General features: G+C 24.7%; 26 protein-coding genes and 1 pseudogene. 15 read left to right on the forward strand and 12 right to left on the reverse strand.

Going from position 1 to position 23,084, the window contains the following annotated elements; translation table 4 throughout:
* Nucleotides 1-189 precede the first annotated feature (189 nt).
* The 8 genes from ABNT63_RS04735 to ABNT63_RS04770 all read right to left on the reverse strand — a co-directional run bounded on the left by ABNT63_RS04735 (nt 190) and on the right by ABNT63_RS04770 (nt 6,153).
* Nucleotides 190-459, reverse strand: coding sequence for a hypothetical protein (locus ABNT63_RS04735; RefSeq protein ID WP_040092761.1), 270 nt, complete (start codon nt 457-459; stop codon nt 190-192).
* A 15-nt stretch (nt 460-474) separates the two neighbouring features.
* Nucleotides 475-1,803 carry a hypothetical protein gene (locus tag ABNT63_RS04740; RefSeq protein WP_348736873.1) on the reverse strand — a complete coding sequence of 443 codons (1,329 nt, stop codon included), beginning with the start codon at nt 1,801-1,803 and terminating at the stop codon, nt 475-477.
* 12 nt (nt 1,804-1,815) lie between these two features.
* Nucleotides 1,816-3,378, reverse strand: a complete 1,563-nt coding sequence (locus ABNT63_RS04745) for a hypothetical protein (RefSeq protein ID WP_348736875.1) — start codon at nt 3,376-3,378, stop codon at nt 1,816-1,818.
* A 70-nt stretch (nt 3,379-3,448) separates the two neighbouring features.
* On the reverse strand, nt 3,449-4,675 hold the full coding sequence (locus tag ABNT63_RS04750; protein WP_348736877.1) for a hypothetical protein: 1,227 nt from the start codon (nt 4,673-4,675) through the stop codon (nt 3,449-3,451).
* A gap of 17 nt (nt 4,676-4,692) precedes the next feature.
* Nucleotides 4,693-5,031, reverse strand: a complete 339-nt coding sequence (locus ABNT63_RS04755) for a hypothetical protein (protein WP_348736879.1) — start codon at nt 5,029-5,031, stop codon at nt 4,693-4,695.
* Between the two features lie 12 nt (nt 5,032-5,043).
* Nucleotides 5,044-5,442 (reverse strand): hypothetical protein, encoded by a 399-nt coding sequence (locus ABNT63_RS04760; protein WP_348736881.1) that lies wholly within the window; start codon nt 5,440-5,442, stop codon nt 5,044-5,046.
* On the reverse strand, nt 5,423-5,914 hold the full coding sequence (locus tag ABNT63_RS04765; RefSeq protein WP_348736883.1) for a hypothetical protein: 492 nt from the start codon (nt 5,912-5,914) through the stop codon (nt 5,423-5,425). The genes ABNT63_RS04760 and ABNT63_RS04765 overlap by 20 nt, the downstream gene beginning before the upstream one ends.
* The gene (locus ABNT63_RS04770) at nt 5,869-6,153 is read right to left on the reverse strand and encodes a hypothetical protein (RefSeq protein ID WP_348736885.1); all 285 of its coding nucleotides are present in this window, start codon (nt 6,151-6,153) and stop codon (nt 5,869-5,871) included. The genes ABNT63_RS04765 and ABNT63_RS04770 overlap by 46 nt, the downstream gene beginning before the upstream one ends.
* A gap of 764 nt (nt 6,154-6,917) precedes the next feature.
* On the opposite strand from ABNT63_RS04770, the gene ABNT63_RS04775 reads away from it, so the two are divergent.
* The 3 genes from ABNT63_RS04775 (at nt 6,918) to ABNT63_RS04785 (ending at nt 9,382) form a co-directional block, all read left to right on the forward strand.
* Nucleotides 6,918-7,226 carry a hypothetical protein gene (locus ABNT63_RS04775; RefSeq protein WP_348736887.1) on the forward strand — a complete coding sequence of 103 codons (309 nt, stop codon included), beginning with the start codon at nt 6,918-6,920 and terminating at the stop codon, nt 7,224-7,226.
* A complete protein-coding gene (locus ABNT63_RS04780; RefSeq protein ID WP_348736889.1) occupies nt 7,201-8,928 on the forward strand; it encodes a hypothetical protein in 1,728 nt (575 codons plus the stop codon). Before ABNT63_RS04775 ends, ABNT63_RS04780 begins: the two co-directional genes overlap by 26 nt.
* Nucleotides 8,929-9,232: 304 nt before the next feature.
* Nucleotides 9,233-9,382, forward strand: coding sequence for a hypothetical protein (locus tag ABNT63_RS04785; RefSeq protein WP_348734870.1), 150 nt, complete (start codon nt 9,233-9,235; stop codon nt 9,380-9,382).
* A 295-nt stretch (nt 9,383-9,677) separates the two neighbouring features.
* On the opposite strand, the gene ABNT63_RS04790 is transcribed toward ABNT63_RS04785, so the two are convergent.
* The 3 genes from ABNT63_RS04790 to ABNT63_RS04800 all read right to left on the reverse strand — a co-directional run bounded on the left by ABNT63_RS04790 (nt 9,678) and on the right by ABNT63_RS04800 (nt 10,918).
* Nucleotides 9,678-10,052: a hypothetical protein gene (locus ABNT63_RS04790; RefSeq protein ID WP_348736890.1), complete on the reverse strand. Its 375-nt coding sequence runs from the start codon at nt 10,050-10,052 to the stop codon at nt 9,678-9,680.
* A 104-nt stretch (nt 10,053-10,156) separates the two neighbouring features.
* Complete coding sequence (locus ABNT63_RS04795) at nt 10,157-10,408, reverse strand: hypothetical protein (RefSeq protein WP_348736892.1); 252 nt, start codon at nt 10,406-10,408, stop codon at nt 10,157-10,159.
* 27 nt (nt 10,409-10,435) lie between these two features.
* On the reverse strand, nt 10,436-10,918 hold the full coding sequence (locus tag ABNT63_RS04800; RefSeq protein WP_348736894.1) for a hypothetical protein: 483 nt from the start codon (nt 10,916-10,918) through the stop codon (nt 10,436-10,438).
* A gap of 410 nt (nt 10,919-11,328) precedes the next feature.
* Here ABNT63_RS04800 and ABNT63_RS04805 point away from each other — a divergent pair.
* The 3 genes and pseudogenes from ABNT63_RS04805 to recD2 all read left to right on the forward strand — a co-directional run bounded on the left by ABNT63_RS04805 (nt 11,329) and on the right by recD2 (nt 15,807).
* Nucleotides 11,329-12,304: pseudogene (locus tag ABNT63_RS04805) on the forward strand (IS30 family transposase).
* 191 nt (nt 12,305-12,495) lie between these two features.
* Nucleotides 12,496-13,629, forward strand: coding sequence for a tRNA 2-thiouridine(34) synthase MnmA (gene mnmA, locus ABNT63_RS04810; RefSeq protein WP_348736898.1), 1,134 nt, complete (start codon nt 12,496-12,498; stop codon nt 13,627-13,629).
* A gap of 15 nt (nt 13,630-13,644) precedes the next feature.
* Nucleotides 13,645-15,807: an SF1B family DNA helicase RecD2 gene (gene recD2, locus ABNT63_RS04815; RefSeq protein ID WP_348736900.1), complete on the forward strand. Its 2,163-nt coding sequence runs from the start codon at nt 13,645-13,647 to the stop codon at nt 15,805-15,807.
* Nucleotides 15,808-15,867: 60 nt separating this feature from the next.
* On the opposite strand, the gene ABNT63_RS04820 is transcribed toward recD2, so the two are convergent.
* Nucleotides 15,868-16,518: a C39 family peptidase gene (locus ABNT63_RS04820; protein WP_348736901.1), complete on the reverse strand. Its 651-nt coding sequence runs from the start codon at nt 16,516-16,518 to the stop codon at nt 15,868-15,870.
* 594 nt (nt 16,519-17,112) lie between these two features.
* Between ABNT63_RS04820 and ABNT63_RS04825 the strand changes: the two genes are divergently transcribed.
* The 9 genes from ABNT63_RS04825 to ABNT63_RS04865 all read left to right on the forward strand — a co-directional run bounded on the left by ABNT63_RS04825 (nt 17,113) and on the right by ABNT63_RS04865 (nt 23,057).
* A complete protein-coding gene (locus ABNT63_RS04825; RefSeq protein ID WP_348736903.1) occupies nt 17,113-18,666 on the forward strand; it encodes a hypothetical protein in 1,554 nt (517 codons plus the stop codon).
* Between the two features lie 698 nt (nt 18,667-19,364).
* A complete protein-coding gene (locus tag ABNT63_RS04830) occupies nt 19,365-19,649 on the forward strand; it encodes a hypothetical protein (RefSeq protein WP_348736905.1) in 285 nt (94 codons plus the stop codon).
* A 449-nt stretch (nt 19,650-20,098) separates the two neighbouring features.
* On the forward strand, nt 20,099-20,383 hold the full coding sequence (locus tag ABNT63_RS04835; RefSeq protein WP_348736906.1) for a hypothetical protein: 285 nt from the start codon (nt 20,099-20,101) through the stop codon (nt 20,381-20,383).
* A 2-nt stretch (nt 20,384-20,385) separates the two neighbouring features.
* Entirely contained in the window at nt 20,386-20,553 is a 168-nt protein-coding gene (locus tag ABNT63_RS04840; RefSeq protein ID WP_348736907.1) for a hypothetical protein, read from the forward strand.
* A 3-nt stretch (nt 20,554-20,556) separates the two neighbouring features.
* The gene (locus ABNT63_RS04845; protein ID WP_348736909.1) at nt 20,557-21,342 is read left to right on the forward strand and encodes a DNA adenine methylase; all 786 of its coding nucleotides are present in this window, start codon (nt 20,557-20,559) and stop codon (nt 21,340-21,342) included.
* 33 nt (nt 21,343-21,375) lie between these two features.
* Nucleotides 21,376-21,579: a hypothetical protein gene (locus ABNT63_RS04850; RefSeq protein ID WP_348736911.1), complete on the forward strand. Its 204-nt coding sequence runs from the start codon at nt 21,376-21,378 to the stop codon at nt 21,577-21,579.
* 333 nt (nt 21,580-21,912) lie between these two features.
* Nucleotides 21,913-22,047, forward strand: a complete 135-nt coding sequence (locus ABNT63_RS04855; RefSeq protein WP_348736913.1) for a hypothetical protein — start codon at nt 21,913-21,915, stop codon at nt 22,045-22,047.
* Between the two features lie 187 nt (nt 22,048-22,234).
* Nucleotides 22,235-22,741, forward strand: coding sequence for a hypothetical protein (locus tag ABNT63_RS04860; protein WP_348736914.1), 507 nt, complete (start codon nt 22,235-22,237; stop codon nt 22,739-22,741).
* A complete protein-coding gene (locus ABNT63_RS04865) occupies nt 22,719-23,057 on the forward strand; it encodes a hypothetical protein (protein WP_348736916.1) in 339 nt (112 codons plus the stop codon). Before ABNT63_RS04860 ends, ABNT63_RS04865 begins: the two co-directional genes overlap by 23 nt.
* Nucleotides 23,058-23,084 lie beyond the last annotated feature (27 nt).

Consider the following 23,084-nt stretch of genomic DNA (forward strand, 5'->3'; position numbering starts at 1 on the left):
ATTTTTTATTTGTTTTTTTAAAAGTTATCTTCTATCATACGCATTATTATTCTGATTCCAATTTGATTTGGATTTCTCTTTATTTGTTCTTCACAAAATTCAAAAGCATATTTTTTCTTTCTAATTCTTCTGTTTTCATCTTTACAATTTTGACATATGCAATTTCCACACATCTATTTCACATCCTCTTTATTTTGTATCTTCTTTTTTAATAACATCTTCAATACTATCTTGTTTTTGTTGTTTGTTATGAGTTTTGATAAATCTAATAGTTTCAATAATTAAAACAACAACCCCAAAACCATTAAGCATTGCACCAATAATTACATATGCAGGTCAACCAATTCCTAATTTAGTAGGTCCTATAAAACAAATAATAATTCCAGCAATAAAAAACAATGATGAAACTCCAAAGATTTTCAAAAACATAATTACATCTTTAACTTCTACTTTTGGCATAAAAACATCTCCTTCCTAACTTACTTTTTTTCTTTCAATATATAATTTAGTCATTTTAGCAGCAGCATTTTTTGAATATATTATAATTTTTCCATTATTTCTTAATTGTGCAATTTGATTTTCATTACCAGTAGTTGTTATTCCACTTGATATATTTCCTGTAAATCCTTTATAAGTTGATAAATAAAAACTATTTAAAAATTGATTATCAACTCATACTTTATATTTATATTTATTTTTATCTCAATCTTTTATTTGATATTCACTAACATTAGGAGTTCAATCAGTAATATCTACAATTTCTCAATCACTACTTTTAATTTGATAATGTTCATTAATATATTTTGTAGTTGGTAATGTGTCATCAGTTATTTTTAATTCTGATGTTATACTTGTTTTAATAATTTCAAAGTTAGCAGTTATATCATTATTTTTAAATGCTGGGTCTCAAATTTCTAATTCACCTGTTTTTTGATTAAATGAAGCATTAGCTTTGCCACTTTCAGTAGGTATTAATTTAATTTCAATTTGTCGTGTTCTCATATAATTAACAAATTCACCACCACTAGTTGGGTCATCAATTGCTAATTCATCATTATAACCATTTGTTACAGATATTTTGCCTTTATTATTACCACCTTTAGTAATAGCAAAATCATTAGGATTTAATATTTTCATTATAGACTCTGAATTAATAATATCGCTAGTATTAGATTTTCAAACTTTATTAGTTTTATCATAAAAAATAGTATCATTATCAAAGGGGACATTTATTTCATTATTGTTATTTTTAACAATAGTTTTATTGTCAATCTTAGTTTTTTCTTTCTCTATTAAAGCATCAACTTCTAATTGTGTATAATATGCTTCTAAATCTATCATTGTTAAATCAATACCTTCTTCTTGAAAAGTACGAAACATTTTCTTTAAAGTTGTTAAATTAGCCAATGATTTTGCATAGGTAGGCAATAAACCTTGTCATGTTGCCATAGGGTCATTTTGTGAAGAATAATTAATATCACCAACACTCATATTTGCCGAAGTAAAAAACTCAATTGGAATACGGTTAAATGTTCAATGTTCAATCGTAATAAACACCATATTAATACAAATTTTCTTTAATAATGGGTCTTTAAATGTTTCAAACTTTAATTTTGAAAATGGATAATTCAAATAGGAATTAATCATATTTTGGGCTCTTAAAGCAAAAGTTTTAAATCATAATTCTACATCACCTTTAAAGAACTTATTATAACGAACTGGAACTTGTGTAATTTTACCTGTCATTGGAATAAAATTATTATAATTTTCCAAAGTAACATTTTGTCATAATTCATTTAACATTTAATCATCTCCTTATCATTTACTTTTTTTAGAATATATTTTATTTAAAATAAACTTTTTACTATTTAATAGTGTTTTTGTTTTAATTGTTTTGTTTAAATCTTGTTTTGTTCTAAGTTGTTTGTATGCTTGAAATACTAGTCCATTACCCAATAAACTAGTAACCGCACTATCTTCTAGCATATTTAACAATTTATCTTTATTAAAGTTATTTTTAAATTTTTCTTGCATTTTTAATATCTTAGCAATTGTCCGATATATTTTAAAACTATATTTTACTACTTGCTGATAAGCAAGCGGGGCAAAAGAAACTAAATTAAACAAACTTGTTTTTTTAAATCCCCAACCAATAAACCACTCACTGTTCATATAAAATTTAAACGGTTCAGGAGCCAAAACAAACTGTTCTGCTTTGATTAAAGTTGTCATAACGACAATAGGGGCATATTTAGGATTTTTATAATATATTGTTAAAACAACTTCGCCCGCAACTGATAATGGAACAATTTTTACTGCTAAAAAAACATCAGAACCATAAGCAAAGGGTAATAATTGGCCTTTTTTAATAGCTTTAGTTTCAAATTTAGACAATATTTTTTTAGTTTTATCAGTAATTTTATTAATTACTTTTTGTTTAATTGTAATTATTTGTTTTTCAATTGGGGCTAATAATTTTTTAGTTACTTTTTGAATATAAAAATTTGGGTTTAAATGATTTAAAATTTTATTTAATTTAATTGGTGTTTGATGCAAAATATTTAATAATTTATTATTATATATTTTACTGCCCCGCATTAAATTAGCATTTAATAGTAGATTTTTACCAACACCTTTTTTATGAAGATTAGTCATAATGTTATATCACTCATTAGTATTAATTTTGCTTATTTTATCAATATTTAATCCATATTCAGACAATCATTTATTAGCATTTTTTTCATTTACGCGTGGTATTTTTTGAACTAATTTAGGACTTATTTTTTGAATATTTTTCTCAATTTTTAATAAATTATTAATTGTTTCTAAATTAGAAACTTTAAAACCTTTATAAAAATCATTTCGGGCTAATTTACCAATTGTATATAATAAAGTTTCATTATTGGCCTGCTTTGTAAAATCAAATATTAATTTATCAGATAAAATTTTTTTACCTGTAACTTGCCTTACAACATCTTCTAAATTATTAGCAGTTATTACACCTAATTTTTCAAGTAGTTTAGTTTCTTTTGCTAATTTTAAAATTCTAGTTGTGCGAGCAGCACGCGTTAATTTTCCAATACCACCAATTGCTGGTAACAAATTTAAGGCAGTACTTTTTGCTGTTACTTCTGATGTTAATTTATCGTATATTTGATTTACAGCAAAATCGGTTGCTGTTTCTACTCCAAACGAGATAAATGCTGCGGCAAAATTAGATAATCCCACACCAAGACCAACAGCAGATGCTACACCACCAGTTAAAACTGATAAACCAAGGGCTAAAACTTGAATTCCTAAAAATTCTAATAACTGTAAACCAAAACTTTTTTCTTGTTGTTGGATTGACAATCTAGTTGGATTTTTTTTTAACAGCATAAATAAGGGCTGTTTTAGATGTTCCAATTGGCATATCTATCAAACTAAAAAGTACTATTTTTTAGTACTATTAAGAATTTTTAATTTTAACATCAATCGAATTTGTTTGACCAGTAGCGTTGTTTTTACCTTCAATTTGAACTGCAACTGTTTTATCATTTGTAATATTAATTGGTCAATCTTCACCTTTACTTTCAATAAAGTAATCAAAATCACTTTCAGTTAAAGAACTATTTACGGCTTTTACCGCTTTTAAAACAACATCTTTAAATTGTGGTTTTAACTGTTCGGCTGTTGCTGTTGCTGGGTCTGTAACATGAATATTTGGTTTATCTAGTTTATTAATTTTACTAATATCAATTTTTGCAACAATATGTTTAATAATTCCTTTGGGTTCAACTACTGCTCCGCCTAAATATAAAACTCTTTCCATAATCAAAGTATTACCCATTCCAATACCTAACGCAGCAGCACCAACTCTTAACGGAGTATGGTCTTTTTTGCGTAAAATAAGGGGGTCATATTTTTTGCTAAATTTAAAGGCAATTGCATTAACTCCATTTGGTAATAATTCAATTGTTCCTTCTGAACCATCTTTATTAATAATTGGTAATTTTTTTGGAACCATATAATATGTTGTTCCTTCAACAGTTTTCATTGCTCCACTTGTTGCAATTACGCTATTTATTTGGTCGTTTGCTCCAAGTTGTAATTGTAATTTATTGCGAATTTCACGAATAAAATCAGCCGAACCCAATACAACTGTTTCTGATGGGGTAAAGCCATTTTCATATATTTTATCCATAATTTCATCGTGAATTTGTAAAGCATTAGTATCATCTGCTTTTTGCCCTTGAATAGTTGTAACTGTTCCTTTATTAATAATTTCTAAAATTTTATTGCGTTTATAAGCAACCTCAGTATCCATTGCTTGCTCAATATCAGCAGCCCAAAGATTAGGATTAAAATCACTTTCTACGGGGTCTAATTTACGAGCAAAAGTTAAAATTGTATCTAATTCAACAATTCCATCTTCAAATTCCACTGTTGAATATTTTAGTAGGTTATCATCAGTATTAAATACTTGACCGTTTGCTCCCAAACCTTCATTATATTTAATATTTTTCTTTCTTTTATATGTTAAACCAAACTTATTGGCTTCTTTTCACGCAAATAATGCTTCTCAACTAAATTTTTGTTGATAAGTTTGTAAATATCATTGTTCAAATGTTTCTCGGTCTCTTTGTGTTGCTTGATTAGCAATATCTCCGAAAATTCTTTGTGGGTTTTGTGCCATAATTTACTTCCTTCTTTCTATTTATTAAATACATTGTCTGTGTTAATATCATAAGACTTTAATAAAACATTTTTAAATTCTTCATTATCAGTTAAAGAATTAATAAAGTCAATTACTTCAATTTGTTTTAATTGAATTGTTTGTTGTTCAATTTGTGAATTTAATTCAGTATTTTTTGTTTGTAGTTCGTTGATTTGCTGATTATTATTTTCTAAATTACTTGCATTAAATTCTTCAACTTCAGCAGTATTTTCTAAAATAATTTCAGCAGTTTTAATATCTAAACTACCATCTTCATTTTTAATAGGTTCATTATTTTCATCAATAAGAACATATTTTACATTTTTTAATGCCATTGTTTTTTCCTCCTATTTTTTAATATTTGTATTTGTTCTTTTTCTAATCGCTTTTTGTATAATTTCAAAACTATCTACTCTAAAAGATAAAAAATAGCGTTTAGTTTTTATATTTAACTGATTAAATACTGAGCCTTTAATTTTTATCTCATCATCTTTTTTTAATTTTAAAAACTCAGTTAAAATAGATGGGTTATATATTGATAATGTTGAATAATTTAATCCGTCTCATTGACATTTAGCCGAACAAGCATCAACTTCAACACCACCAGCAACCAGTGCCTTAATTTTAGTTTTAATCGGATTTTCATGTAATCTAACAGTTAATTCTAACTTATTAATTTTTTTATTTTTTATTTTAGGTTTATTAGTTATTGCTTTTTTAGGTAAATTACTTTTTGATTGTGCCATTTTTATCAACTCCTTTTGCTAAAAAATACTGTAAATGTTTTCAAGCATCGTGTTCGTGCTCTGACATTTTAATATTTCCTTTATAAATATAATTTTTCTTAATGACTGGTGATTGTAAAATATATTTTAAATTAAATAGATATTTGCATAAAACTTTTAAACCACCAATAAATTTAGGAGTAGATAATGGATTTTTTATTTTTAAACCCTTATGAAGTTGATAATCTTCAATTATTACAATAATTTTATTTAAATAAGAACAAATTTTATTTTTAAACTCATTTAATATTAAATACATATTATTTATTGCTTCTTCTTCATTTTTAGAATTAAAAGTAATATTATTAATTATTTTCTTTTGAAAAACATTATAAATAATAATACCAGTTTGTCCAATTCCAGCAGGGTCAATTGCAATAATATATTTTAATTTATTTGTTTTGTTTTTTTGTCAATTTGTAATATTTTTCATCCATCTGATGCTAAATCTAAAATATCATTAATTTTATAATATTGCATATAAGAAGCAATAACATCTCACTTGTCTTTAAATAAATTTAAGTACATTTTGGCTCATTCTAAACATTGCAAATCATAATGATTTTTATGATGTGAAATACGACAATTAACAGGCTGACAATTAGCTCATTCAAAAGATGTTGTTATTTCATTTCAAGTTTTATTAATATACAAACTTTTATATTCTGTCATTTATCTATACTCCTTAATTCTTTTTATTTGTTGCTCAAATTTCATCATTAATATCATTTACCGTTACTGGATAAGATCGTATCATTAATTCTTGTAATTTATTTTTAATTTTTTTATTTCATTTTTTCATCAAATATTTTCCTTTCTGTAAAAAAACATAATATTCCTTTATTGGTTAATATTTTGATATTTAGTAAATAATTTATTTTAGTATTTAATTACTTCGCCGCCCACTTCACTTCGGGGGTGAGCGGGGGCGGATAGGATATTTTGATAGAGTTTACCCCCATACGGAAATAAACAAAAAACAGTTTACCCAGTTATTAATTACGCTTCATCCATCCCTAGACAACTTTATATAAAGAAAATAACCTTTTGGAGTTCCAACCCTCTTGTTTTTTTAGTGTCCGATATTGTTTTTTTCGGTTTAACAGCACTCTTTTTATGAAAACAAGCAAAAAACACATGCTCTGACATTTCGCAAGTGATTAATCTTGCCGAGAATTAAAGAAATAAATAGGAGTAGTAAATCCAATCGCTTTCACACTTTCTTTAAGGCTTCGTGCCATAGATGAGTTATCCATCTTTAAGCATCAAAATATTAAGTTTTAGTATTGCATTATTCATTAGATAGTACCTTTATTAAAAATGATATTATTAGTTGTTAAACCGAAAAAATATAATAAATCACAGAAAGGAAATTATAAAAATTAACTAATTGATGGAGAAAATAGGTTAATTTTTAATTTTAAAGATACTATCTGATGAATAATGCAAATAAAAAAATCGCTCTAATAAGCGATTACTTTAATTTGTATTTAATTACTTTATTTATATTTTTTATAAAACCTCAACTTTTTTCTTACTACCGAGAAATTAAATTAACTGAATTCATTATTAAGTTAATTAAATATGATAATGCTGTTTTAAATAGTAGAACATTTAATATTAAAAATATTGATGATTTAATTGTTGATGTTCGCTTACCAGTAAATGCAACTTTAAACAGACAATTAAATAACAATGAAACTATTATAAATATACCTAATGAAGAACAAGGAGAACAAAAATAATGTTAAAACCATCAGAAAAAATGTTAGCACAATTAGCAGAAAATGATGAACCAATTGACTATTCACAATTGATAGTATTCCATTAGATTTTGCTAGTCAATCGCAGTACAGCGACCCTGATTTAGAACAATTATTTACTGAAGACCGTGCTAGAACCTTATATATTTATAAAATTAATAATCTTGTTAAGACAAAACAAAAACCAACCTTAAACTACTCTCAAAATAGTGTTAAAATAGGTTTTGTTGACAAAGATGAATATATTAAGATTATTGGTTATGAAATCAGTGATTTTAATTTTAAATTACAAATTCAACAAAATACCACAGTTCAAGATAATAGTACAAGTTATGTAATGATTGATGAAAAAGATATTTTAATTAATGATATTTCAAAAAAAGACAAAGAATTTTTAGAATCCTATGACTTAAAAATAGTATCTATTAATGAACCAATTACCGAAGACAATAAAAATGAATGTTATATTATCGAAGAATATAAAAGACCTTATTCACCTGATGGTGTTGATATTATTAAATCTACTCATTTAGTTAAGGTGACTGATTTTAAATGAAAAAACCAAAATAGTATTCATTTAGTATTACAAAAATCATTACCCGAAGATACAGTATTTACTGGAATTGAGATTAAATACCCTAAATCAATGTTATTTGGAAATATTAAATGTTGAGGAAATATCAATGGTGTTTATTCTTATCCATCATCAAATATTGAAAATGCTAGTTTAGTAACATTATTATCAATGCCAATTGAAACAAACCCTAATTTAAGAGTATTTCAATATTGGTTTACCGAAAGTTTTTTACCGTGAAGTATTGCAAAAAACTATATTCAAGGTAAAGATATTTTAGATTTAATAAATAAAAATGGTTTAGATAAAGTTTTATTGAATTATTTAACATATCGTTATAATTATGATAGAAAATTTCAAGGTGCAAAATATGATGAAAAAGGTAACCCTACCAATAAAGCGGCTGAACTACGCCAAAAATTCGAAGGACAAAAACCCGAAGATATTATTGATGGTTTATTTGAAAATTGAAAACTAGATAATCCTACATCTATTAATGACAGTGCTATTAAAAGATTTAAACAAATTATCTATATGTTATCAAATTATACATATAGTAAATATGCTATTAACAAAGGTTATAATGATGATATTAAATTATTTTCTCCTTATTATTTCAAACTAATTTCAAAACCAAATAGATTAGAAGAAGGATATTTTTATTTTTCAGATTGTCAAGTACAAATATATTCATTATATTTTGATTTTATTGGTTATAATCCACCAATTCCAGTAAATTATTGAAAAGAAATTAAAGCACAAGAAAAACCATTTAATCAAGTGGATAATAAATGATATTTTGCTATATGGAAACCTAATAATTCTATTTATTGAAAAATATCAAAATTTAAACACGATACAAATAAAGGAAAAAAAATTGAGGCTTGAGATCCATTAAAACCATATTATATTGATCTCTTTTTATGGGTTTTTGAAACAAATGAACAAGATTTATTAATAGATGATCAATCGGAAGGTAAAATAGAACGAATTTTTTGAAATAAAGATAAGGGACAAAATTTTAAAGCAGTTTATCGTTGAAATTTAGAAGATACTAATGTACCTAATTTAATTATTGATAAAACCGGTAATGTAAAAGTTAATGAATAATAAAAAGTCATTTTAATAAATGACTTTTTATATTTCTAATATAATTAATGATAATTTTTCATTATTTTTATTAAATAGTTGTAAATTATTAATATTAATTTGTACTTTTTCGGTAAAAATTGTAATTTCATAATTACCATAACCTCATATACCTGATATTTCAATTTGATTTAAATTAAATAGTTTTTTATCAAAAGTTATTTTAATACTATAATCAATTAAATCTTTGATTGTACTAATTCAATCTATTTTAGAATAAAGTAATTTATATCATTCAGAAAAATAATTTAAATAGTCTTCTATTTTGTCATTAGAAACAATTAAATTAGTTAAATATTTACCATATTCACCATCAGATAATTTAATTTCTGATGGAATAAGAGAAGGAATGTTATTTGTTTCTAATTCATTTGTTAATGATAATCAATTAAAAAAATTTGCTTCTAATTGATAAATAGGATTTTCTGAAATATCTTTGTTTTTAACACTTACTTTAATTTCATTATCTTTGTTATTATTAACATTTGGTTGTTGTTTTAAATTTCAATCAATAATTTTTCCAGTACTTGAATCAATTAAAGGTTTAAGAGGTTCACCACCACCATTTCAACGATAAACTGCTTTAAAATTTTGTCCCTTATCTTTATTTCAAAAAATTCGTTCTATTTTACCTTCCGATTGATCATCTATTAATAAATCTTGTTCTTTTGTTTCAAAAACCCATAAAAAGAGATCAATATAATATGGTTTTAATGGATCTCAAGCCTCAATTTTTTTCCTTTATTTGTATCGTGTTTAAATTTTGATATTTTTCAATAAATAGAATTATTAGGTTTCCATATAGCAAAATATCATTTATTATCCACTTGATTAAATGGTTTTTCTTGTGGCGCCATTCATTCTAAATTGTCTTTTATTTCTTGCTTATTTGTATTTATTTGATTTTCTTCTTTTAATTTTGCTAATTGTTCTTTTGTATATTTTTGTGTTGTATTACAAGCAACTAAACTTGTTGTACTTGTTCAAATTAAAGTGATTGAACTTAAAGGACTTAATATTTTTTTTCATATTTTAATTCTATTTATAATATAGCTGCCAATAATTCTGGTTCTGCCATTTTTCAAATTGATGAAAAAATACTAATAGCTTTTTCGCAAAATAATTGAAAAACATCTTCATGAATTAATACTATACCGTTTTCTATTTGATTAAATAAAATATTAAAAATTTATTCCTCCGTCATTGAAATTTCTGTAGTTTGATCTGGAATAAATTCAGCTTCACTGTCTCTTCATGGATCTCTAACATAATAAGTATCTTCAAGTATATTTTCTTTATTTGGTTTGATTCCAACAATTAATGCAGTATGATAAGAGCTATCACATCCTTCATCATCATATTCGTCGTCATCAAATAAACCACCAAACATAACAGGAGATTGTCTAGAAAGAGATTCCCATATTAAATGTCTTATCCACATTCTTTTTTCTATATCATTTAATCTATTTTAAAATAATCGAGTTAAATCAATTTTCTTTAAATTAAATCCCAAATTTTCCTGAATTATCGGGTTTGATTTTAATAGTTCAATTACTTCTGATAATTTAACACCATTATTTGCATTTATTTCTGGAAAAAAACTTGCAATTTCTTCTTGTTCTATTTCTTTAAGATCTTTATTATTAAGAATATTATTATCAAATATATTTTTTAAAACTGCCACAACACATCAAAAATCAGTTATTTGAAATTCCATTGGTTTTTTCATGCTAGTTTTTCTTAAATCAATTAACACATCTTCTAATATTGGATATGTTATTTCTTGTCTTTTAACTCTATTTAAATTTTTTAAATTATTTGTTTGTAAATAACTAATTTCATTATTTTCTAATTTAGTTTCTTCTTTTTGATAAGGACTAGCGGCAATTTTTGTTGGTACAGCAGTTCCACTAATTGTTAATACACTTAATAAACTAAGTAATTTTTTCATTTTTTATAATTTCCTATCTTTTATCTTGAAACTTTTTTCAAGATCTATTGACATTATATATATATATATATAAGCACTTTTAAATATATTTTAGAAAGGAAATTATACAAATGATTATTATTGTGATTATATTGTACTAAATCTGGGCTCGCGGTGATTTTCATAAGTTTTGCGAAAAATTACTTAAAGTTTAAAAAAACTTTTGCCGCGCTTTTCAAAATACTTGGGAAAAATTCTAAGCGTTAAGCGAAGAATTTTATAAAGGTTCCCAAATTTGTTTGAAAGAACCTCAAAATTTTTTTTAACTTGTAAGTTATTTTATCACAAAAATTTAAGAAAATCAACCGCTCGCCCAAAACCTCAAAAAACTATATAATTAACTTTGTATATAAAAGAAAGGATTTTTTAAAATGGATAAAACAAAGCATCATTTTACTTTTAAAGAAAGAGTAATGTTAAAAGATTTATTAGAACTTGATTCTTTAAAAAGAAAAAATGGTAAACCCAATATATCTAAAATAGCAAAAATATTGCATAAAAATCGCAATACAATTAGACGAGAAATAAAAAGGTTAAAAGATAATGAATATGACGCTAAATTAGCACACGAAAATTATTTACAAAAACAACAAAAATGTTTTAAAAAATCATCATTATTGCTAAATATTTTAGAATGACTAGATGAAAAATATAACAAATTTCATGATTCACCAGAACAAATCTGTAAAAAATATGAAAAAGAGTTTGGTATTAAATTTCCAGTATGTTTTAAAACTTTATATAAATATATTCATTTGGGATTTTTAAATTTCAAGAAATATAATTTGTATTTTCATGGTAGAAAATATAAAACAAAAAATAAGATTGATAATCTCGGTAAAATAAGAAATTTTATAACTATTAAAGAAGCAAAACATGATAAATATAAATTTGGTTGATTTCAAATGGACACTATGGTTGGTAAAAATAATAGTGTTTGTTTAGTTTTAATCGAAGAATTAACGCAATTTAAAATCATTGAACCATTAAAAGAAAAAACAACAAAAGAAGTTACAAACGCATTAAAACGAATTTTTTCTAACAGATTTTTTAAAGATAGATGCAAAGGAATAATAACAGATCAAGGCAAAGAATTTGCTGATTGAGAAAAAATTGAAAAAATAACAAATGCTAAAGTATATTTTTGTGACGCTGGAACTCCAACACAAAAACCCAAAGTTGAAAGAGCAATTCATGATTTTAGACATTGATTTTCTAAAGGAATTGATTTAAGTATTTATTCAAGAAATTAATCAAGAAGTTGCCAATATAATAAACTCTAAACTTAAAAAATCTTTACATTGACTATCTTCAAAAGAAGTTTTTATACAAATGTTTAATTTTTAATATAATTACTTATAAAATTTTAATCATTTTATTTTTCGGTGTGTCAAAATTCATAAATTTAAGACAAAATTACTAAATTTTTTTAAAATAAATTATTTTGAACATTTATTTTATTGATGTTATAATGAAATCAAATAAAGTGCTACACTTCATAGTACAATTTACATTTATAAAAAAGGAAGTGATGTGCAATGAAAAAAGTTGTTGTCGGATTATCTGGAGGGGTTGATTCTTCAGTTAGTTTATATTTATTACAACAAGCAGGTTATGATGTAGAAGGTCTTTTTATGCGGAATTGAGACAGTCAATTAAATAATGATATTTTAGGAAATAAAGCAATTAATAATGTGATTTGTCCACAAGAACTTGATTATAATGATGCTGTTAATGTTAGTAAAACATTACAAGTACCATTGCACCGTGTTGATTTTATTAAAGAATATTGAGAATATGTGTTTAAACATTTTATTAATGAATATCAAAAAGGGCGAACTCCTAATCCAGATATTTTATGTAATAAGTATATTAAATTTGACTATTTTTTAAACTATGCAATTAATAACTATCATGCTGATTTTATTGCCATGGGACATTATGCTCAAGTACGATTTAATGAAAAATTACAAGAATATCAATTATTACAGGGAATTGACCGGGATAAAGATCAAACTTATTTTTTAAGTCAGTTGAACCAAGGACAATTATCAAAAACATTTTTTCCATTAGGAAATTTAACAAAAAAAGAAGTTAGAGAAATTGCAAGTGCACAAAATTTAAGCACAGCTAATAAAAAAGATTCAACAGGAATTTGTTTTATTGGAGAACGTGATTTTAAAAACTTTTTACAAAATTATATTCCAAATCAAAATGGTAATATTGTTGATATTGAAACAAAAGAAGTTGTTGGTCATCATAATGGGGTGATGTATTATACAATTGGTCAACGTCGTGGTTTAAATTTAGGTGGGATGAGTGAACCATATTTTGTGGCTGGTAAAAATGTAGAAAACAATATTTTATATGTTGCAAAAAGTAGTGAAGAAAAATGACTATATTCAACGAGTTGTATTATTACTGATGTTAATTGAATTAATACTTTACATGAAAAAGAATTTAATTGTACAGCTAAATTTCGTTATCGTCAAAAAGATATTCCTGTTAAAGTAACAGTTTTAAGTGATAATAAATGTCTTGTGCAATTTGCAACAAAAGTAAAAGCGATTACGCCAGGACAAGCTGCTGTTTTTTATGATGATGAAGTTTGCCTTGGGGGCGGAGTTATTAATGATGTTTATTTAGATAATCAAAAATTATGATATTTATAAGAAAGGATTACTAAAATGGCTGAAAAAATACGGGGTTATTTAAAATTAATTGTTTTTGAGTCCAATAATGGTTATCGGATTTGCAAATTTCAATTAGAAAATGATAAAACACATTTTATTTTTATTAAAGGATTTTTATCAACTTTACAGCCAGAACAATTATATGAATTACAAGGGAACTTTGTCTATAATGAACGCTATGGTGAAAATTTTGAAGTTAAGGAAATTCATAAACTTTCCCCACGGAGTAATGATGAGGTTTTAAAATATTTAACTAGTAGTTTATTTCCCACAATTGGTGAAAAAGCAGCACAAATAATTATTGATTATTATCAAACCGATGTGATTACCAAGATTAAAGAAAATTTATCAGTCTTACATGAAATTCCGGGTATTAGTGTTAAGCAAGTTAATATTATTGCAAAGGTATTTAAGTCAATGAGCCGTGATGATGAATTAAATCATCAATTTAATCAAAAAGGATTATCTTTACAAGTTTTATCTTTATTAAAAACAAAATATAATGTTGATCAGATTTATGCTTTATTAAAAAAAGATCCTTATTCATTATTATTAAAAGATAATATTGCTTTTAAAACAATTGATAAGATTTATTTAGCATTTGAACAAGAACCTTTTACTAACATTCGAATTGGTTATTATGCATGATATTTAGCAAAAGAATTTTGTAATAATAATGGTGATACTTATTTAACGTTAAATGAATTAACAAAAATCTTACAAAAGAATTTTCCTTTTTTAACAAAAGAACAGTTGTTAGCCGGATTAAAATATAGTAAAGAAATTAAATTATTAATTTTTAAGGATGATAAAATTTATGTTGCAGAAATATATCATAGTGAAATTAATATTGCTGCAATGTTAGTTGGTTTGAATACGATTAATCAATATGATGATCAAAAATTAACAGAAGAGTTAGAAAAATTAACAAATAAAAAACAAATTACTTATAATATTAATCAAACAAAAGCAATAAAGGCTGCTGTGCATTCTAATTTTTTAGTTATTATTGGAGGACCTGGTACGGGTAAAACAACAGTTGTTGATGGTATTGTTAGTCTTTTAAAAAAAGTTTACCAACAATCAAAAATTGTATTAGCAGCACCAACTGGAAAAGCAGCCAAACGATTACGAGAAAAAACTGGGCAAAAAGCTTTAACAATTCATAAATTATTAAAATATGATGCTTTGACTAATCAATTTTTTTATAATGAAAATAATCCTTTGGAAAATGATATTTTAATTTTAGATGAAGTTAGCATGGTTGATAGTTTGTTATTATCACAAATTGCAAAAGCTAGTGTTAATTTGTGTAAATTAATTTTAATTGGTGACCCAAATCAATTACCGTCAGTTGCTTGTGGTGATTTGTTACGAGATATTATTCAAAGTGATATTTTTAATGTTATTAAATTAGAAGAAGTTTATCGTCAAGAAGCTGGAAATGACATTTTAGAACTATCTTATGCAATTGAACAAGAACATTTTGAAGGTAATAATTTATTTGACAAAAAAGATTTTACTTTTATTAATGAAACTGATTCACAAACATTATTAACAATTGTTGGTAATTTATATCAAAAACTTAGTGATGAATATGGAGCAGATTATAATGCTATTCAAGTAATTGCCCCAATGTATAATGGTCCAGTTGGAATTAATGCATTAAATACTTATTTGCAAAATCGAATTAATCATGCAAGTGGTCAAAAAGAAATTGAGATTGGGCATCGTTTTTTCCGAGTTAATGATAAAGTTATGCAACTTAAAAATCGACCTGAATTAGAAATTTATAATGGCGATGTTGGCATTATTGTTGATATTAAAAAAGATAAAAATTTAAATGATGTGATCTTAGTAAAATACGATAATGTAATTGCATATAGTAAAGAACTTTATTATGATATTACTTTAGCTTATGCTTGTAGTGTTCATAAATTACAGGGCAGTGAATATGATAATATTATTTTTGTAATAACAAAAAGTTTTTGAATGATGTTAAAACGAAATCTAATTTATACAGCAATTACTCGTGCTAAAACTAAATTATATTTAATTGGTGAACCATCAGCATTTTTATATGGTGTTAATAATTTATCACAAAAACGGCGAACAACTTTACAAGAAAAAATTAAAACATTTTTAAAAGAACAATAATTACCATATTTTACCTAGTTTTAATATTATCGTAAAAAATTTAACATAAAACTTATTAAATTATAGAGGCGTTGCAATGGCACCAAGATTAGCAGATGCTATTGTAAACATATTTATTAAATTATGGCCTGTAAAAGTTTTATTAGTAGTGCGATCAAAAGCATCACTAACATAGTAAATGGTTTCATCCGGATTATCATCAATCAATATTGCTATTATAATAACAACATGTTTTACTTGACTATTTAGTCATCAAGGCGGACTGACTTTAATGCCAAGTATTACTGGTATATCATTTTTAAGACTAAGTTTAACTAAATTTTGTAATCATAGTTTTTGTTCATCTTTTTTACCAAAATTTTGTTCTAAGACATAATTTTGATATTCTAAAAAATTTGGATGTAGTTGCAAATTAATATGTTTATTTAATATTGGAATAGCATTCACCATCAAAGTTTCATTATTTGTTTTCATTTCATTAGCTAATTCATCTTGCGATAATAAATCATTATTATTTATGTAACTAATAATAGATTTAATTGATGCTGGAACACAATAATATTTTTGCTCTTGTTGGAAGTTAGAAAAATTATGTTTTAATGAAATATAAGTTGGTGGATTTATTATAGTATTTTGTGTTGTTATATTAGTAATAAATAAAGTGGTAATGATAAATAAGACAATACTTAATACATTTATCATTTTTGACATTTTAATTTATCCTTTCTTTCTCTTAAAATATTTTAAGATAATTTTATCATAATTTAAAAAATTAACAAATTATTTTTTAAAATCATTTTGTTTATTTGAAATTTATTGATTTAGTAGTGAAATAATTTACTTTTTTTCACCAAACCAGTTTTTTTGTTATAATGGGTGCTTAAAATTAATATTAATAAATAACTTAATTTTAAGCAAACAGAGAAACATATATTTTATAGTTTTCATTAGTTTATATTTAAAATATGTAATTAAAATCTCCTTTTAGTTACACATTTTGCTTTCATTGAAAATATTTTCAAAAAGTCAATTTATATTGCTTTTTTATAATAAAGATATAAAAAGGAAATTAGTTTGAAAATATTGTTAATATAAAATAATTATGATAAAGTGAAGATTGTAGATGATTTTAAAAATATTAGTAATATTTTTAAGGTAAATGACTTTAATTAATTAAAATATGAATTAAAAAAGAAATTTTAACATCGTTAGTACCAGAAACTGTAATTATAATATTTAAGTTTTAATTTTTTTAAGTTATAATTAAAAAGTATAAAATTAGATATTACGAAAGGATTTTAAATAGTGAAAAAATTAATGATTTTATTAGGAATGACTTTTTTTGCAACGGCAGGATATAGTCCAATTATCGGTTGTAAAAAACCGCTTAAACTTGATGATACTGAAAATGGTATTGGAAAAGATATGGAAATTTTAAATAAAATTTCACAACGTGCTATCAATAATTTTTCAGTTTATGCACAAAATAAAAATACAATTAATAGTACTGAATATCAAAATAAATTTGATAAACTGTATACAATGGTTGACAAGGAAACTGAAAGCAAAAAATTAGACCAAATGGATAAAGATGCGATAGATGCTTTAGCAACATTAAAAAATGGCTTTCTTGCTGTGTTTAATAATATTAATAATGAAATTTATAATGACTATTCAAATTATTATACTGATAGTAAACCAATTAATTTATTAAATGATAGTTTAAGTTATGAATTAAATTTTATTGATATGGTTCAATTGCAAGCAATTTTAGATCGACCAGGATTAGAAACAGTAAAAGCAGTTAGACTAGATTTTCATTTTCAATTTGAAGCTAAGTTTAAACTTTTAACAACAACTTCAGATTATGTAATCCAATATGTTATTACTGATAATCCAGAAGAAATGAAAGTTATTTTAAAAGGGATGGTTCAAAAAATTTCAAGAGTAATTGTTAATTTTTTCAATCAAGAAGGAATTTTTCAAATTGATAAAACATCTGAATTTGCTACAATTTATCAAAATTTTGATGTAAACTATACAGCTGGTTTTGCTAATTTAGATAATATTATTTTAAAAAAGTTACAAAGTAAAATTAAAAGTGATAGCGAATTGCAAAAGTTTGCAAAGAATATTAAATATAATTCTTCAATAACTTTATTAAGTTTACTAACAAGTGCAATTAATAATACTACTAATGGTGTTAATGTTGTTCGAGAAAATACAGCTTCATATGTTTGAACCGGAAAAGGATATCAGCCTAATAAAATTACTCCAGAAAATTTTGTTAAGTTTTATCGTTCATTAGTTAATGTTTTTAATACTGGAGGTCAGAACTTACGATTAGCTGATTTTCATGTGAATTTAGCAAAAATTCAAGTGGCAGGTTTTCCATTATCTGAAGCAGTAATGAATGATGGGCAAGCATTAAAAGTTCAAGTTGAAATTACAGAAGAAGGTTTAACAAATAAGTTAATGGAATATGGACGGTTAGTAGTTGCTTTTTATAATCATTTTAAATTAGAATCAAATGAGCATTCAGGAGTATTCCATCTTAGCAAAGAAGCTTTTACTAAAATTTTAAATTTAAAAACCCGAAAATACAAAGATGTTTTAAAAATATTAATTAATGATTTTAAAGAAGCAAATCAAGCAAAAAATTTACCAGGAATTGATATTTTTACAACTGGTAATTGGGAAAAACGTGTTCACGAAGTGAGTTTAAATGAAACTAAAGATACTTTTTCACTTAGTCGGGGAGCAGTTTGAAACTTTGATTTATTATTTGGAAAAAATAATGCGGTTTATTATACTGGATGAACATCAAGATTATTTACCTTAGAATTTACTAAAAAATAAGTTTAATTTAAAAAAGCAAGAAAACCTTGCTTTTTTAAATTAACAATAAAAATTGCTAGCATTAATACTAGCAGGTATGTAAATAATAAATCTGGTCCGTTTATTTTAATAATAATTAAGGTTAGTATGTGAATAATAATTGTCACATTATTCATTTAATAGTTTATAAATGTTATTGTGTTGCTGATTACTACTAATAAGGAATATAACAAAATTTAAAACTAAATCTAAATTATTTATTTAATAATATTGCAAATAAATAACTATTTGTTATTGATTGTTTATTATTTGATTTATTATGTTATCTATTATTTTTTATGGTGGGCTAGATTGTTGACTATTTTTTGATTCTATATTGGAATTGAAAGGAGTAAAAATACTTAATAAGGTCCGTAAATATTATTTACAATCTTTATTATATGCTTATATATTTTTCTGACAATAGTTTCATTTTTAATTATAAAAATATCAACTTTTTTCCTAGTTTGTTTTTAGTTGGTAGATAATTTGTTAATTTTGTAAGGTACCATACACATTTAAGAATTTAGTAAAATACCGCGTAAAAGCGGTTTTTTACGTTTAAAGGAGAAATGCGGTATGGCAAAAACAGTTAAAAAAAATTAGATTTTTTCTATAAAAAATATAGTAAGAATGAAGATAGAAACAATATTTTTCCGGCGACACATTGTAGTTTAACAATGACGCTTCATCAACAGCAAGTATTATTTAAAGTTTTAAATGACTATGAAAGTGAAATTGCTAATAAAGATAAATTAATTAAATCACAAGCTTACGATTGTTCAGAATATTTAAAAATTATTAAAAGAAATGCAGATGAAAGGCAAACTCAATTAAAGAAAAGTGATTTTGAATATTATTATGATTGTGAATATTGTGGTCGGTTATCTGAAGGACAACAATGTGAAAAATCCTATTATGATAATGAATGTTTTAGATATCATGATGAAACACACATATATTAATTGCTTTAAAAGATAATTCAAAATATGAAAGTTTAGAGGATCAGACATGGCACTAATAAAAAAAAAGAAATAGTTACATGTGAAAATGAAATACATGGTGATCAACATATAGAAACGTGTGGTAAATGTTTAAAAAGCATTTGTTATAAATGTGATGAAACTTTATATGTAAATGTCAAAACAGAAAATGATACTACATACATAAATTGCTATGTATGTAGTAGAAAATGCTTAATTGGCTTAATAGAGGAAAATAATTATGGTTAATACACATTTATTAACTAAAATAAATATAAATAATGAATGATACACATTACCTTATGCTATTAAACCTATTTTAGAATTTTTAAAGCCAAATTCAAATATATTATGTCCTTTTGATAAGAGCAATAGTGAATTTGTAAAAGTGTTACATGATGCAAGACATAATGTTGTGTTTAGACATATTGATGATAATTTGGATTTTTTCAAATCCACCATTTAGTAAACGAAAGCAAGTTATTGAACATTTATTTACTTTTGGTAAACCATTTGCAATGTTAATGCCATTAGTAAGCATTGCTTTAAAGTCTATTAGAGAAAAAATAGATCAATGTGAGCTGTTAGTATTTGACAAAAGAATTAAGTTTATATCAAGTGAAGGAATAATTTGTAAAAATCCTCCAAGTGAAACAGCATATATAGGTCACAAAATTTTACCTAAGCAAATTGTGTATAGAAAGTTAGAGGAATAGTTATGCAAGATTTATTAGAAGAAATTAAAATGAAAATTAAAACTATGCACGCAACATTAATTCAATTGAATGAATATGAAATTCATCATGAATCAATTAATATTATTAGAAAAGAAAAACATTTTTATGAATATCTTGTTGAAAAACTAGAAAAGGCAATTGCTAAATAAGTTGTGAAGCTTATTAGTCCATTGTTTTGACCTGGTGGAAAAGCAAAACACTTTGATAAAATAAAATCATTTCTGCCAGGGAAATTTGATAAGTTCATAGACTTGTTTTGTGGTGGTGATTCAGTTGGCTTAAATGTGTTAGACCAGCAGTTATGTAACAAAGTAGTCTTTAATGATTTACATAGTGACTTGATTAACTTTTGGCGGGAAGGGATTCACTTAATCGAATTAGATTATTTACAAAAATTGGCATATCCTAATTCAAAAACTATTGATGAAATGAAAGAAAAGATAGCAAATGATTATTGTTTGAATACAGGCGAAAAATTTTTAATTAAAAATGCTTTAACTTTTAACGGAAAAGAATGAGGAACTTGAACTAATCTTTGACTAAAACAAAATTTTAATATAAGTAAATTAAGAAGAGTTGAATATTGTTGTAATTTATTGGTAAATCCCGAAATAAAAGTTGAATTTCATAACTATTATTATAAAAACATAATAAGAATTTTTGGTCATAACAAGAATAATGTTTGATATTTAGATCCACCATATTATTACAATAAAAGGAAACCATATAAACATTCGAAAATTGATTTTGAAGAGTTAAAGGAAGAACTTCTTAAAATCAAAGGTAAGTGAATTTTAAGCATTGATAATTCACCATATATTAGAGAATTATTTAAAGAATTTAATATTCATGAATTGGAATGAGTATATAGTTCTACAAATTGCCATAATCGAAAGCCAAAGATTGGACAAGAGCTGATAATTACAAACTTTAATTAAAGATATTAATTCATAAGAAAGGAGCTAGTTACAATGGAAAACATAAAAATTTGTGAATCTGGTTGCCATGATCGAAGTAGAAATTTTGCTAAAGACTTTGATTTTATAAAAGAATTTAGCACCAATTCTGAAACTGGTGAAATTTATAAACCTTACAAGCAAAAAGATAAAAATAAAAATATATCTAATTATCGAATTCATAGAACTTCTATGGAAAAATATAATAATTGTGGTTAAAAAATAATTAGTTACATTGTTAAAACTCCTGAGCGTTGAATTATTGTTCCTGATTCTTTTGTTTATAAAGATAAGTTTAAAGATGATTTTTTAATAGTTGGAATTGCTCCGCAATTTGTTTATTATACAAGAACAAATAGAGAAGCTGCACATGGTATTCCGAGTGTTAAGAAAAAAGGATTCAATATTTTTGTTGACTTAATTGAATTAGAACAGTATGATCATAAAACCCAAATTGAGGCTAATAATCAATTAACAAAAATATGAAATAACAATCAAAAATGAATTGATACACGTATAGCTAATAATGAACGAATAAAAAAACTTACTGAAGTGCAAGCGAAGCAATTAGATAATCAACCTGTGTCATATCGTGGTGCAGAATATAAAATTAATGATAACCCTGACAGTAATAATGACCCTCCAACCATTTCATTTGATGATGACGACAATATTTTATGAGATTAATGGATAGGAGAGGGAATTTTATAGAAACCTATATCTATGTGTAAATTATAACACAATAGACTATTTTTGCGTAACTTGTGATTTTTGCTTTGGCAAAATATTCTGCTATTCTTGTTCACATAAAATATACAAAAGAAATCACAGAAAGGTACACATAAAAGTTACAAATATTGATATGGAGGTTTTTATGAAACAACAAAGTTATTTTCCTAGTTTTTCAGTAGGTATAGATCCCGCTGGAATTGGTACAACTGGAATTTTTATTAAGACTATTGGGGCTCGATTTCCTAATTATAAATATGTGCAAGTAAAATGTAATAACCCAACTGATTCAACAATTGAAATTTTAACTATTATCAATGATTTTAGAAATAAACATCACGATTTATCTTTAAATGTTGTAGTAGTTGAGAATTTGCACATGGGTCCTGAAAAAATGCGTGAGGTGCGAGCAACTCGTGAGTTAATTGGAATTTTAAGATATGAATTGCAAGATAAAATGCGATTACATTACCCAGCTGATAAAAACAAGGAAATGATTAAAAAAGAACTTAAAGAACGAACAACTAAAAATGAACATTCAATTCATGCAAAAGCAATTTTGGAAGCGCATTTTAGGGAAAAAGAATTTGAATATAAATGTGAAAAATACAATTGGGAGGTAATTGATTATGGCACAAAGAAAAAATGATAATAAGATGTTGCTATCAGTATTTGATGGCATTGTTGCAGTTTATAAAAAAGATTTATTAAAAGAAAAAATTAATGGTGTCGAAGTGGATGTAATGAGTATGCAAATTCGTTGAGGTTCCAGCTACGGTTGAATTAAAGAAGCTATTTCAAAAAATATAACTCAGTTAAAGAAGTTTGAAGTTAATGATATAATTCACATTAAAAGATCTTTAACAAATGTTTTTAGTCGATATTATAAAAATAATTTGTTAGTTATTAATAATTTAATTGAAATTGATAAAGTAGGTCAATTGGATCGTGCATATCATAAAAAATAAGTAAACCTTAACAAATCAAGAAAAATA

This window comes from Spiroplasma endosymbiont of Ammophila pubescens (assembly GCF_964020965.1).
In the GTDB taxonomy this organism is placed as follows: Bacteria; Bacillota_I; Bacilli_A; order Mycoplasmatales; family Mycoplasmataceae; genus Spiroplasma.